Here is a 13,726-nt window from a genome sequence, read left to right as displayed (position 1 = left end):
GGCGCCGGCCTGGAACCACCGGAGCGAACGGGGATGGGAACTGTGGTGACGTACCGGACTGTGGGCGAAGTGATGACCGGCGAAGTGGTCCGGGCACACCCGGACACCTCCATGGAGGAGCTGACCCGTCTGCTCACGTCCCATCACATCAGCGGTGTGCCGGTGGTGGACGACGACGACAAGGTCGTGGGCGTGGTCTCCCGGACCGATCTGGCCGGGCGACGGGCGATGCGCAGCCGGTCCGGGTCAGGCCGGGACCGCGTGCTGCGGGCCCTGAGGCGGATCGCCCATGCAGGTCCCGCCGCCCCGCGCGCCCTGCCGGCCGGCGGGCTGATGTCCTCCCCTGCGGTCACCGTGCATCCGGAGCAGCGCGTGGTCGACGCGGCGCGCATCATGGAACGCCGCCGCATCGACCGGCTGCCCGTCGTGGACGAGGAGGACCGGCTCATCGGCATCGCCACCCGCCGGGACCTCCTGCGCGTCTTCCTGCGCACCGACGAGGAGATCCGCGCGGACGTCACCGACGCAGTCCGCCTCCACGGCTCCGCGCACGACGCCGGCAGTCTCCTGGTGGATGTCCGGGACGGGATCGCCACCATCGAGGGCGCCGCCGGACCCGGGGCCGACAGCACGGCGCTGATCCGGGCGGCATGGCGGGTCGACGGCGTCGTCGGGGTGGTCAACCGGCTGACAGCCGAACGGCGCAGCGGGCGGCCCTCCAGCGCGCATCGGGCGCACTGAACCTTCCCCGTCCCATCAGCGGTACGCCGCCCGGAGGCGTCCCGCGGCTCCGGGCCGAACGGCCTTCTGCGGGCTCCGCACGGGAGAAGGTGCCCGCGGCCCTCGCCTACGGCCTTCCGCACGGGGTGGCGCGCGCCCCCGTGAGCTCGCGTCCGGTGACCATCTCGCACCCGATCCGCAGGAACACGCTGTCCCGGGAGGGCATCCAGGAACGGGGGCCCTGCTGCGCCAGCCGCTCGTGCTCGGCCGGATCGGTCACCAGGGCGGCACGTCCGGTGATGACGACGCTCCAGCCGGACCGGGTCGCCGCATCGAACTCGTCCGCCTCGAAGGCGACCACGACGCCGTTTATGGCGTCCACGAGGTCGGAGGCCGGCGAGGTGCACATCAGGACGGCGGCATCCGCGTCCAGGGAGAAGTTGACGGGCATGACCGCGGGCAGGGCGTGCCGGGTGTACACGACACGGCCGACCGGCACCTTGGCCATCAGACGCAGGCACTCCTGCCGGTCGAGTGCGCGAAAGCCGTCGTTCTCCATCAGTCCATCGTCCTCGGGGGCGGTCTGCGTGCCTAGGGCCGACCGGCCCCCACCCGGCGTCATCGGAGCGGAGGGAGGCACCTCCGTCGCCCAGCCGCCGGAAGCCGTCGGTCACGCGCGCATCCGGATGCTGCCGGCCTTCATGGCGGCCCCGACGCGCCGCCGGGGCTCTGCCGCCCTCCGGGGGCGGTCCGCACGACCGGCGTCCGCGATGCGCCCGACATGCCGGGGGCACGAGTTCGTAACGAGCCATTGACAGTGGCTTCGGCCGGGGGCAATCTCATCTCCACGCGGTTGCCTAAACGATTAGGCAACCCGGGATCAACCACTTTGGAAGGTTCAGGGATGCGCCGGATCGGGATCAAGGACGTGGCTGCGGCGGCAGGTGTGTCGACCGCGACCGTCTCGCATGTCCTGAACCGCGTCGAGGGCAAGCGGATCAGTGAAGAGACGCGTCAGCGCGTGTGGAAAGCAGCCGACGAACTCGGGTACGCGCCGAACGGACTGGCACGCGGGCTGAGGACGCAGCGGTCGCAGACCATCGGCTTCGTCAGCGACGAGATCGCCACCACCCCGCACGCGGGCCGGATGATCCTGGGAGCTCAGGAGGCCGCCGCGGCCGAGGGCGTGGTTCTGCTGCTGGTCAACACCAGCGGGGACGCCGAACTGGAGCGCACGAGCATCGAGATGCTGCTCCAGCGGCAGGTGGACGGCGTGGTGTACGCCGCCATGTACCACCGCATCGTGGAACTGCCCGGCGTCCTGCACGCGACGCCGACCGTGCTGCTCGACGCGAGTTCCGCCGACCCCGCGGTCCCCTCCGTGGTGCCCGACGAGGCCCAGGGCGGTTACGCGGCGGTGCGCGAGCTGGTCAGGCACGGTCACCGCCGGATCGGCGTGACCGTACAGACCGTCGACCTTCCCGCCCGGCAGGGCCGCCTGGAGGGCTACCGCAAGGCGCTGGCGCAGGCCGGCGTCTCCTACGACCCGTCGCTGGTCGCCGCCGAGACGGCGGTGCCGTTCAACACGGTCGGCGGTGACGTGGACGCGGGCTACCGGGCCGCGCGGCGACTGCTGACGGCGGATCAGCGTCCCACGGCGTTGTTCTGCTTCAACGACCGGATGGCTGCCGGCGCCTACCGGGCTGCCGCCGAGCTGGGGCTGTCCATCCCCGGTGACCTGTCGGTCATCGGGTTCGACAACCAGGAACTGGTCTGCGAGTCGCTCCACCCGCAGCTGAGCACCGTTCAGCTGCCGCACTACGAGATGGGAGCACGGGCCATGGCCCGGTTGCTCGCGCTCATCAAGACTCCGGGCCGGCCACTGGGCCCGGACACGAAGGAACTGCTGCCTTGCCCGCTGGTGGCGCGGGCATCGGTCGCTTCGCCGCCCCGACTCTGACCCCGGGACGGCGAAGCTCTTCACACCGTGACAGGCGACCGTTGCGACCGGTCGTCAGTCCTGCCCGTACATGGAACACAGTGAGGGTACACAGATGTCCCCTGAGATTTTCTACGAGCGCTCCAGGCCGTGCCGCCTGATGCCCGACAGCGCCTCGGAGCGCTGAGCCGCGCTCCTCCCGCCGGCCCCGCGTCGGCGCTTCAGACCGCCTTCCCGCCCCTCGCCGTCGGCATCACGCGGGGCCGCCCCCTGCCCTGACATCGGGGCCGACAGCAGGTGCCGCGGGAAGGCGCCTCCACCGAGCCCCACGAGGCGGTTGCGGCCGGCTGCTCCCGGTTGCCGTCCGCCCTCGCCTGCTCTGCCGCACATACCGAAAGGCACGCGTGTGTCCACCGCGCCCTCCGATCCGTACCGGCCCGTCGCGCATCTGCGCCCGCCCCGGAACTGGATCAACGACCCCAACGGGCTGGTCTTCCATGACGGCCACTACCACGTCTTCCACCAGTACAACCCCTCTGGTGCGACGCACGCGAACATGCACTGGGGCCACTTCCGCAGCCCCGACCTGCTGAGCTGGGAACCGCTGCCGATCGCCCTCGCCCCGACCCCCGGCGGCCTGGACGAGGACGGATGCTTCTCCGGCAACGCCGTCTCCGACGGCGACCGCCTCGTCGCCTTCTACTCCGCGAACCGCTGGGACCGCTCGACCCGGCACCAGCCGGTCGCCACCGCCACCTCCCTCGACGGCGGCCGGACCTTCACCCCGCGAAACGACCTGGTCATCCCCGAATGGCCCGACGACTGCACGATGTACCGCGACCCCTACGTATGGCGGGACGGCGAGCGGTGGCGGATGCTGGTCGGCGCCGCCCTCGCGGACGGCCGTGGCGCGGCCCTTCTCTACGAGTCGGCGGACCTGGAGGCATGGACCTACCTCGGCCCCTTCGAGGGGCGCGAGCAGGAGCCGGTCGGCGGCACTGGCCTGCACACCGGCGAGGGCTGGGAGTGCCCCCAGTACCTTCCGCCGCACTCCGGGCACCGCGGTGCCCTGATCTTCAGTGCCTGGAACGACCACGACGGCGACCGCTGCGTCACCGCCCTGGTCGGCGAGGAGAGCGGCGGCTCCTTCGCGGCCGGCCCGCCCGTCCTCGTCGACCACGGCCCGGACTGCTACGCGCCCGCACTCCTGCGCGCCCCCGGCGGCCGATGGCTGCTGTGGGGCTGGTCCGCTGAGGCCCGTGAAGAAGGCTGGGCGGTCGCAGACGGCTGGGCAGGAGTGCTCACGCTGCCCCGCGACATCAGCGTCGACGCCGAGGGAACGCTCCGGCAGCAGCCGGCGGCCGAACTGCTCGCCCTGCGAGGCGAGCACGCCGTCCACGCCTCGGGCGAGACGCAGGGCCCGGAGCCGGTGGAACTCGGCTCCGTCGGCCGCGCCTTCGACCTGACGGCCCGCCTGGAGCTCGCCGAGGGGTCCGGTCTGCGGCTTCTCACCACCTCGGACGGCTCCGAACACCTCGACATCCGTTATGACGCCGCCACCGGCGAACTGGTCGTCGACCGCGACCATGCCTCGCTGGACGCCCGTGCCCGGGCCGGCTCCTACCGGATGCCCTGCCCTGTCGGCCGGCCGGCCGAGGTGCGCGTACTCGTCGACCACTCCATCGCCGAGGTCTTCCTGACCTCCACCGGCCAGGTCCTCACCCTGCGCTTCTACCCGACCGGCCGCGGCCCGTGGCGTCTGCAGGCCCTCGGCGCGCCGGACGCGTGCCTGGGCTACACCGTCGATGCCTGGAACCTGCGCCCCCTGGTCGTCGAGGAGCCGAGTGCCGACGCCGGACTGCCGCACGAGCAGTCCCCCTGACGGACCCTTCGTCCACGCCGCCGTGGCCACGGCCTGTGGCGACCCCGAATCCCCCATGCACCTCCGCACCATCCGCCCTCACCCGCACCACCACCGGAGGAACCGCCCATGAACACCCCGAGCAGGAGATCCCGCCGGACAGCCTGTACTGCTCTGGCCCTCACCCTTCCCCTGGCCGCGCTGGCCGCCTGCGGAGGCGGTGGCGGAACCGAGGCCTCCGCTGAGCAGGGCAGCGGCGCCGGCACCATCACCGTCTGGGCCCACCAGGGCCAGGCCAGTGAGTCGGCCGCCCTGCAGAACGCGGTGGCGTCGTTCAACTCCTCGCAGAAGAAGGTCCAGGTCAAGCTGACCCTGATCCCCGACACCGACTACACCAAGACCATCACCGCCACCGACGCCTCGAAGCTGCCGGACGTGATGGAGTTCGACGGCCCGACCATGGCGAACTTCGCATACAACAAGAAGCTCGTCGCGATCGACGACTATGTCTCCGTCAAGACCACGGCCAACGCCACCGACGCCGTCAAGGCCCAGGGCGAGATCAACGGCAAGCACTACGGCCTGGGCATGTACGACTCCGGGCTCGGCATCTACGGCAACAAGAAGCTGCTGGACGCCGCCGGCGTCACGTATCCCGCCGGGCTCTCCGACGCCTGGACCGCCGCCGAGTTCACCGACGCCGTCAAGAAGCTCGCTGCCAAGGACTCCGACGGCAAGAGCCTGGACCTCCAGGAGAGCGGCGGCTACGCCAACGAATGGGGCACCTATGGCTTCGCCCCGATCGTCTGGTCGGCCGGCGGTGCGCTCCTGAAGAACGGCAAGGCGGAGGGCGCCCTGGACACCCCGGCGGTCGCCTCCGCGCTGGAGACCCTCCAGGGCTGGAAGACGTACACGGACCCCAACACCGACGGCAACGCATTCGCCAAGGGCCGCGTCGCCCTGAGCTGGGTCGGCCACTGGATGTACCCCGCCTACAGCAAGGCCCTCGGTGACGACCTCGTCGTCCTGCCGCTGCCCGACTTCGGCAACGGCCCCAAGACCGGCCAGGGCTCCTGGCAGTGGGGCATCAGCGCCAACACCAAGAACGGCAAGGCGGCCGGAGCCTTCCTCGACTCCCTCCTCGACGACACCAACGTCACCGCGATGACCGCGGCCAACGGCGCCCCTCCCGGCACCAGGTCCGTGCTCGCCAAGAGCGACCTGTACAAGCAGGGCGGCCCGCTCCAGCTCTACGCCGACCAGCTCGCCAAGCCCTGCGGCGACTCCCGGATCGACACGTCCTGTGTCGCGGTGACCCGCCCGGTCACCGCCGGATACCCCGCGGTCACCGCCAAGTTCAGCCAGGCGCTGGCCGACGTCTACGGCGGGGCCGACCCGAAGACCGCCCTGGCCAAGGCCGCCCGCGCCATCGACCAGGACTTCTCGGACAACGACGGCTACAAGCTGCCGTAGTCGGCGATCAGCCGCCCCAGCCGACATCCAGCAGCCGGGAGGGACGGGCACCCCTGACAGTGCCCGTCCCACCCGGCCCGGGAGAGGACCCCCACCGTGACCACCGTGAACCCCGCACCCGCCACGCCTGCAGGCAGGAAGCCGATCCCGCCCCCGACCTCCGCCACGCGCAAACGGCCCGGGCGCAGGAACCGCGACCGGGCGCACGGAATGCTGATGTCCGCGCCGGCCCTCGGCGGACTGATCGCCTTCGTCGGCGTGCCGTTCGTCTACGCGGTCGTTCTCTCCTTCCACAACGTCCGCCTGGGCTCGCCGCTGCCGCCCCGGTTCTTCGGCATCGAGCAGTACCGGCGCCTTTTCGCCGACCCCGACATGTCCGGTCCCTTCCTGCGGGCTCTGCTGAACAACCTGACCTTCGCCGCGGTCGTGGTCCCCGCGCAGACCGGTCTCGCGCTGGCGCTGGCGATCCTGCTCAACCGCAAGCTCAAGGCCATCGGCGTCTTCCGGTCGCTGTTCTTCATGCCGGTCGTCTTCCCCATGGCCCTGGTCGCCGTCATCTGGCGGCTGATCCTCGCCCGCAGCGGTGACGGGCTGCTCAACTCCGCGCTTGACGCGGTGAGTTTCGGCAACTGGGGGGCGTTCGACTGGCTCGGCAACGGTCTGACCGCCATGGCCTCGATCATCGTGCTGTCCATCTGGCAGGGCGTCGGCTTCCAGATGGTCATCCTCCTCGCAGGACTCCAGCAGATCCCCGGCGAGCTCTACGAGGCCGCCCAGCTCGACCGGGCCTCCCGCTGGCAGCAGTTCTGCCACGTCACCCTGCCCGGCATCCGCGGCACCCTCGTCTTCGTCGCCATGCTCACCTCGGTGCTGTCCTTCCGCGTCTTCGACCAGGTCTACGTCCTCGTCAAGGGCGGCGGACTCGACGAGGACGCCACCCGCACCGTGATGTACCAGGCCGTCACCACCGCCTTCGACCAGAACAACATCGGCCAGGCGTCCGCGATCACCGTCGTCTTCTTCCTGATCGTCGTCGCCCTGACCCTGATCCAGCGCCGCGTCGTCCGTACCGGCAACGAGGACTGATCCCCATGGCCCGGACCCGAAACCCCCTGCGCCGCCTCCTCGACTACGCCGTCCTGGGCGTGCCGGCCTTCCTCTTCGTCCTGCCCGTCCTCTACCTGATCCTCGGCAGTTTCAAGCCCTCCGACGAAGTCCTCAACGGCCTGAGCGGCTTCCTCCCCACCAACCTGTCCTTCGACAACTACACAGCCGTCCTGGACAGCTTCAACTCCGACGCCACCGGCTACTTCTGGCGCTTCATGGGCATCTCGCTGCTGCTGTCCACCGTCGTGGTCCTCGGCGGCCTGGTCATCAACTCCATGGCCGCCTACGGCCTCACCCGACTGCGCTGGAAAGGCCAGGGCGCCGCCTTCACCCTCGTCCTGCTGCTGATGCTGGTCCCGTTCGAAGCGGTGGCCGTGCCGCTGTTCTACCTGTTCAACGACCAGCGCAACACCATCTACATCCAGGCGATCCCCTTCATCGCCAACGCCTTCTCCATCTACCAGTTCGCCACGTTCTTCCGCGCGATCCCGCCCAGCATCGAGGAAGCCGCCCGCATCGACGGCGCCGGCCCCTGGCGCACCTTCTTCGTGATCATCGTCCCGATGTCGAAGCCCGTCTTCGCCTCGGTGGCGATCCTGACCTTCCTCACCCAGTGGGGCTCCTTCCTCTGGCCGGTCCTGATGGTCTCCGACCCCGCGGTGCGCCCGCTGCCGCTGCAAATGAGCGTCTTCCAGGGACAGATGCCCGTCGACTGGGGCCAGGTCCTCGCCTTCGGTGTCCTGCTGGTCCTGCCCGTCTTGGTCGTCTTCGCGTTCTTCCAGCGGTGGTTCGTCCAGGGCGTCGCCAGCTCCGCCGTCAAGGGCTGACCTTCCAGGCGCACTGCGCGCCTCATCCACAGAGAGGCCGTCCGTCCATGAACCCGGTTCCCCGCGGTGTCACAGTGATCGGCGAGTGCGTCGCCGATGCCTTCACCGACCCCGCCCGATCCTCCCCTTCCCGTCTCGCGCTGGACGTTCTGCCCGGAGGCGGCCCCGCGAACACGGCTGTCGCGCTCGCCCGGCTCGGCACCCCTACCCGCTTCCTCGCCCGGTTCTCCGACGACGTCTTCGGCACCCTCTTCCGCAACCACCTGAGCGACTCCGGCGTTGACCTGACCGGCAGCGTGAGGGCCTCCGAGCCCAGCACCCTTGCCATCGCCAACCTTGACGAGACCGGCCAGGCCACGTACTCCTTCTTCGCCGACGGTGCCGCCGACTGGCAGTGGACTGCGGACGAACTGTCCGCCGCCATGCCGGAGGGGCAGACCGCCGCCGTGCACACCGGCTCCCTGGCCCTGATCCGCCGGCCCGGCGGCCGTCACATCGAGGACTACCTCACCAAGGCCCGCGAGCACACCACGATCTCCATCGACCCCAACGTCCGCTCCCTCCTCGTACCGCCCACCGTCTACCACCAGCGGCTTCACCACTGGTGCACGCTCGCCGACATCCTCCGCCTCAGCGAGGACGACCTCGCCCTGCTCCTGCCCGGAGCCACCCCCGAAGAAGCCTGCGACACCTGGCATGCGGCCGGCGCCCGTCTCGTCGTCATCACCCTTGGCGGACGCGGCGCCCTGGCCTCCCTCGACGGCGTACGCGTCACCGTCCCCGCCCCGGCTGTCGATGTCGTCGACACCGTGGGCGCCGGAGACGCCTTCACCGCCGGCCTGCTGCACCGCCTGGCCGAGCTCGGACACCTCGGCCGCCGACTCGACACCCTGACCCTTGAAGACACCGCCGACGCCTGTTCTTTCGCCGCCCGCGTCGCCGCCCTCACCTGCTCCGTACCCGGCGCCGACCCGCCCCGGGCAGAGGCCGTCGGGACCTGAGTGATCGACAGCCGGCATCGGAGTCGTGACGGCGCGTCCACCGCGCACCCGGCCTGCGCCGTCGTTGGTCACTCCCGAGCCCCGGCCTCAGGAAAGGCACCGGATGATCGTGTGCTGGGTGCACACCGCGCCTGCTCGCCTCCGGATCCAGCGCGACCCACAACGGTGGCTCTAACCTCTGCTACACGAGCACCACGATGAGCGCCCGTGGATGCGGTTCAACGCGCAGTACCTGAACCGCCGTGACGAGGACGGGGAACGTGCGGCCGTCTCCGAGGTCTCCGCTGCTCGGACGGCGGCCGCCGACGGCCCGCATCACGGACGCTCCCCCCTGGCCTCCCGCCCAACGCCGCCGGTGCGACCACGGTTCCCCACCTCGCGCCGGGTTGGGCCGCCGCCGTCGCCGAAGCCGCCGCCCCGAGCGGGCGTTACCGGCCGTTCTCCGGATGGCGACGGCCCGTGACGGAGCGGGAACGGGCGGTGAACCGACCGGGGTTGGAAGAGGGGAGTGGCGAAGACTGCGCGGTCCTCCACGGCGCGCAGTGGACGCCCCGACGGGAACCCCGCACGCCCGGGCCGGAATTCCGGCGCCCCTGTTTCACCGCCGGCGCATGGCATTCCCGGCCCGGCGGGCGCCGCACCCCGGCATTCCACGGACCTATCCGGGCAGCCGGCACCGGTGACGCCGCGGGATCGTGCGGCAGGAGGCGGGAGAACCCCACCGCCGCACGTACCGGCGACGGGCAGGCCCCCGCATGACCGAATACCACCCCATCGGGCGGCTGGCCGATTCTGTAGCGGCCGTGTTGTCGGGCAATCGACGCCAGGACATGATCACTTCTCGCCCGGCCTGACGATCCGTCGGCTCGGTGCCTTCCTTCTGCCGCCGCGCGGCAATTTCACGCACCGTCATACGGCTTTTCACCGCAAAGGAACCTCGGACTTCCATGTACAAACGCTCTGGATTTCTTGCCCTCGCCACCGCGGGCATAGTGCTGTGCACCGCCGGTCTCGCCCCCTCCGTCAGCCAGGCAGCCGGCCCCGCCCCCGTCCGCGGCGACGGTAAGGGCTCCTACGCCGAGACGAACGGCCTGACGGCGGACGACATCAGGCTCATCAACGCGCTGAACGAGCGGGCTCTGGACCTGGGCCGGCCGGACAAGACCCCGGGGGAGGGCCTGCCGAACGCCAGCGAGTCCCTCCGGTCCTCCGCCGCGGCCGGCGGCCGGGTGACTCCGCCCGCAGAGCCCCTGGACCGCATGCCCGACGCATACCGCGCCCACGGAGGCAGGGCCACGACCGGCATCAGCAACTACATACGCAAGTGGCAGCAGGTCTACAGCCACCGCGACGGGCAGGCGCGGCAGATGACCGAACGGCAGCGAGAACAGCTCTCCTACGGGTGCGTCGGCGTCACCTGGGTCAATTCAGGCCCCTATCCGACGAACAAACTGGCCTTCGCGTCCTTCGACGAGGACAAGTACAAGGACGCTCTGGAGAACACCAGCCCCCGGCCGGGCGAGACGCGGGCCGAGTTCGAGGGGCGCATCGCCAAGCAGAGCTTCGACGAGGCAAAGGGATTCAACCGTGCCCGTGATGTGGCAGCCGTCATGAACAAGGCCCTGGAGAACTCCCGCGACGAGAATACCTACCTGGCGAACCTCAAGGCGGAGCTCACGAAGAAGAACGACGCTCTCGCCGGCGAGGACAGCCGCTCCACCTTCTACACGGCTCTGCGGAACACCCCGTCCTTCCGGGACAGCAGCGGGGGCGACCGCGACCCGTCCAGGATGAAGGCCGTCATCTATTCGAAGCACTTCTGGAGCGGGCAGGACCCCTGGAGCCACGCCGACAAGAGGAAGTACGGCGACCCCGACGCCTTCCGCCCCGAGCGGGCCACGGGCCTCGTCGACATGTCGAAGGACCGGAACACCTCACGCAGCCCCGCCAAGCCCGGCGAAAGCTACGTCAACTTCGACTACGGCTGGTTCGGAGACCAGAAGGAAGCAAACCCTGACAACACCATATGGACCCACGCCAACCACTACCACTCACCGGAAGGCGGCATGGGGCCCATGCAGGTCTACGAGAGCAAGTTCCGCAACTGGTCTGCCGGATACACCGACTTCGACCGCGGAGCCTACGTCGTCACCTTCATACCCAAGAGCTGGAACACGGCACCGGCCAGGGTGAAGCAGGGCTGGCCGTAAGAACCCCCGGCCTCGGACCGGGACTCCGGGAACTCCGGGAGCCCCCGGCCAGGGCCCGTCCGCCGCGGCGGGATGCTGTGCGCACGACAGCCCCACACGGCACCGGTCCACGGGACCACCACCTGCCGGCCGTGCGGCCCAGAGGCCTCCCCTGGGACCCCACGGCCGGCGGCCCGCGTCAGGACCCGGCGTGCGCGCCGGACCCCCTGCGCCGCCCCGCCACGGAACTTTCGTCCAAGACGGGCGCCCGCGACCCGGCGAACCTGGAGCCCCGCCCAGAGACGACACCGGGGACGCACCCCAGCAGCGCCGCACCGCCCACCCCCGCTGGTTGCCGCCCCCGGCCGCCTACGCCCTGCTGGGCGCCCCCCCACGCGAACTCCACAGGGTGATGCGGCCGCGCCGCGTCGGCATCGGCTTCCAGCGCCGCGTTCCTTGCGGGCGCGCTGCCGATCCTGTTCGGCGGCGCGGTACGCCCGTGTGTGACTGCCCATGGTGTGGCGTCCTCCGCCACCGGGCTCCAACGGCTGCTGTGCCCTGTCGCCCCCCAGATCCCGGTCGGTCACACCGAGGCCAAGAATCTACAGCGCCGTAGAAGATGCTCGGTGTCGGGGGCATAGTGGAGAAGAAGCGCTGGAGCAGTCGCCACCGCACCCCGTGCGGTCTGGTGACGGGAGGGACGGGCCAGTGGACGCGATCAAGAGCGGGCCGGAGCGCGCGGCTGCCCGCAGGGAGCCCGGCAGGCTTGAGGCCGGTGTGCTGACCGCTCGCTCCCAGGCGCCGGAACCGGTACCGGCGTCCTGGGTGCGAGACGAGGTCGACCCCGCCCTCGCCTACACCACCGTGGCAACCGCGCTGTCCCGGCTGGAGACAAAGCACGCCGTGGCCAGGAGCCGGCTGGGGCGAGGGTACGGGTGGAGGGCTCTGCTCGATGACGCGGGACTGGCGGCGATCAGGATGCACCGAGTCCTGGATGGGGAGAGCGACCGGCAGGGAGTGCTGAGCCGCTTCGTCGCCGACCTGCCCCCCGGTGACGAGCAAACCCTCAGGGATCGTCTCTCCGCCGCCCCCAGCCTCCTGCTGAAGGGGTACGGCAGATGACGCCAAGGGCTCAGTACGATGAACTGCGCCGCAACGACATGCGTGCTGCAGACGGGAGGCAAGAGGACATGACAGCCCCGCACAGCACGGGTGACGGGGATTCCCGCAGACGCGGTCAGGGCGAGCTCGAGGCCCAGGTCCTCGCCGTACTGGGTCGGGCACCACGGCCGGTGACAGCGGCGTGGGTCCAAGAACGCCTGCCCGGGAACCTTGCCTACACCACCGTGATGACCATCCTGACCAGGCTGCACGCCAAGGGCGCGGTCGCCCGCGAGCGGGCGGGCCGATCGTTCGAATGGGTGCCGGTCGCCGACGAAGCCGGCCTGGCCGCACTGCGGATGCGTAAGGTCCTGGACGGCGAGAGCAACCGGCAGGCGGTGCTGGCCAGCTTCGTCACCGCGCTGTCGCCCCGGGACGAGCAGCTGCTGCGCGATGTCCTGGCCCAGACCGCCGATGAAGGAGAAGACTGACCGCATGGGGGTCTTCGTCTTCCTGCCGCTGGTGCTGCCCTTAACTGCATGGCCGATCGCGCGGCTCGCGGAGCACCATCTGCATCCTCGTACGGCCACGTGGCTGCTTACCGCGATTGCGGCCGTGCTCGCGGTGTGCAGCACGTTGTGCCTGGCTCTGCTGATGGTGGTCGGCACCGCCCAGCTGCCCGGCAACCCGCTGCCCGACGGCTGGTCGGATCCGGAGGTGCGCGCCGCCGTCCCCTACGACGAGGTGGCCGGCAAGGCCGCCATCCCCGCCCTGCTCGCCGTCATCACCGGCTGCTCCCAGCTTGCCTGGCGCCACCACCGTGTACGCCGCGACACGACCCGCGCGCTGGCCGCACTGCCCGACCGCAGTGTCGCCGTGCTGCCCGACGACGTTCCGTACGCCTATGCCCTCCCGGGCCGGCGCCGGGATCGTGTCGTGGTGACGGCCGGGATGCTTGCGCAGCTGAACGGACCGGAGCGCCGTGCCCTGTTCGCCCACGAACGCGCCCACCTCGCGGCCCGCCACCACCGCTTCCTGCTGGCCGCGCAGCTCGCCGCGAGCGCGAACCCGTTCCTGCGCCCGCTGCGCACCTCGGTCAGCTACACCACGGAGCGGTGGGCGGACGAGGAAGCGGCGGCGACCACCGGCAGCCGCCGAACTGTCGCCCGTGCCGTCGCCAAGGCCGCGCTCGTCACCCGGGGCGCCCCCGTGGCCTCGCTCGCGCACTTCGCGGCCCCCGGCCCGGTGCCACGCCGGGTGGCGGCACTCCTCGCACCCGCTCCGCTGTCCCGTGCCTGGCCGTCGGTGTTCACCGCGGCGGGCCTCGCCGCCTGGGGGGCCACCGCCGGTGCTGCCGTCTCCGCCCTGTCCTCCGCGAACTCGGCCGTCACCCTGTTCTTCATTCTCAAGGCGGCGACCCCGCTGTGAGTACGGAGAGCCGGACCGCAGTGCGGTGCCCTCATGGCGCCTGGACACGGCGTTCGTGGTGTGCGTTCGCCTGGACGACA

The 13,726-nt window shown here is 70.8% G+C and carries 12 protein-coding genes; 11 read left to right on the top strand and 1 reads right to left on the bottom strand.

The annotated features are described in order from the left end of the window. Nucleotides 1-45: 45 nt before the first annotated feature. Nucleotides 46-741 (top strand): CBS domain-containing protein, encoded by a 696-nt coding sequence (locus C0216_RS20155; protein ID WP_246042635.1) that lies wholly within the window; start codon nt 46-48, stop codon nt 739-741. 106 nt (nt 742-847) lie between these two features. Here the strand turns inward: C0216_RS20155 and C0216_RS20150 are convergent, their stop codons facing one another. Continuing rightward, nucleotides 848-1,282: a pyridoxamine 5'-phosphate oxidase family protein gene (locus C0216_RS20150; RefSeq protein ID WP_114058799.1), complete on the bottom strand. Its 435-nt coding sequence runs from the start codon at nt 1,280-1,282 to the stop codon at nt 848-850. Nucleotides 1,283-1,624: 342 nt separating this feature from the next. Here C0216_RS20150 and C0216_RS20145 point away from each other — a divergent pair, with 342 nt between their 5' ends. The 10 genes from C0216_RS20145 to C0216_RS20100 all read left to right on the top strand — a co-directional run bounded on the left by C0216_RS20145 (nt 1,625) and on the right by C0216_RS20100 (nt 13,646). Beyond that, nucleotides 1,625-2,680, top strand: a complete 1,056-nt coding sequence (locus C0216_RS20145; RefSeq protein ID WP_114056634.1) for a LacI family DNA-binding transcriptional regulator — start codon at nt 1,625-1,627, stop codon at nt 2,678-2,680. A gap of 385 nt (nt 2,681-3,065) precedes the next feature. After that, the gene (locus C0216_RS20140; RefSeq protein WP_114056633.1) at nt 3,066-4,541 is read left to right on the top strand and encodes a glycoside hydrolase family 32 protein; all 1,476 of its coding nucleotides are present in this window, start codon (nt 3,066-3,068) and stop codon (nt 4,539-4,541) included. Nucleotides 4,542-4,649: 108 nt separating this feature from the next. After that, nucleotides 4,650-5,993: an ABC transporter substrate-binding protein gene (locus tag C0216_RS20135; protein WP_114056632.1), complete on the top strand. Its 1,344-nt coding sequence runs from the start codon at nt 4,650-4,652 to the stop codon at nt 5,991-5,993. Between the two features lie 96 nt (nt 5,994-6,089). Then, complete coding sequence (locus tag C0216_RS20130; protein WP_114056631.1) at nt 6,090-7,079, top strand: carbohydrate ABC transporter permease; 990 nt, start codon at nt 6,090-6,092, stop codon at nt 7,077-7,079. Nucleotides 7,080-7,084: 5 nt separating this feature from the next. Further along, nucleotides 7,085-7,927: a carbohydrate ABC transporter permease gene (locus C0216_RS20125; RefSeq protein WP_114056630.1), complete on the top strand. Its 843-nt coding sequence runs from the start codon at nt 7,085-7,087 to the stop codon at nt 7,925-7,927. Nucleotides 7,928-7,974: 47 nt separating this feature from the next. Further along, complete coding sequence (locus tag C0216_RS20120) at nt 7,975-8,928, top strand: carbohydrate kinase family protein (protein WP_114056629.1); 954 nt, start codon at nt 7,975-7,977, stop codon at nt 8,926-8,928. 947 nt (nt 8,929-9,875) lie between these two features. Beyond that, nucleotides 9,876-11,138 carry a protein-glutamine gamma-glutamyltransferase gene (locus C0216_RS20115; protein WP_114056628.1) on the top strand — a complete coding sequence of 421 codons (1,263 nt, stop codon included), beginning with the start codon at nt 9,876-9,878 and terminating at the stop codon, nt 11,136-11,138. Between the two features lie 687 nt (nt 11,139-11,825). Further along, nucleotides 11,826-12,239, top strand: a complete 414-nt coding sequence (locus tag C0216_RS20110; protein WP_246042634.1) for a BlaI/MecI/CopY family transcriptional regulator — start codon at nt 11,826-11,828, stop codon at nt 12,237-12,239. Between the two features lie 68 nt (nt 12,240-12,307). Next, nucleotides 12,308-12,709: a BlaI/MecI/CopY family transcriptional regulator gene (locus C0216_RS20105; RefSeq protein ID WP_114056626.1), complete on the top strand. Its 402-nt coding sequence runs from the start codon at nt 12,308-12,310 to the stop codon at nt 12,707-12,709. 4 nt (nt 12,710-12,713) lie between these two features. Continuing rightward, a complete protein-coding gene (locus C0216_RS20100) occupies nt 12,714-13,646 on the top strand; it encodes a M56 family metallopeptidase (protein WP_114056625.1) in 933 nt (310 codons plus the stop codon). Nucleotides 13,647-13,726 lie beyond the last annotated feature (80 nt).

It is taken from the genome of Streptomyces globosus (genome assembly GCF_003325375.1).
In the GTDB taxonomy this organism is placed as follows: Bacteria; Actinomycetota; Actinomycetes; order Streptomycetales; family Streptomycetaceae; genus Streptomyces; species Streptomyces globosus_A.
Note: the sequence above shows the minus strand (reverse complement) of the source record. Positions and strands in the feature narration are given on the sequence as shown.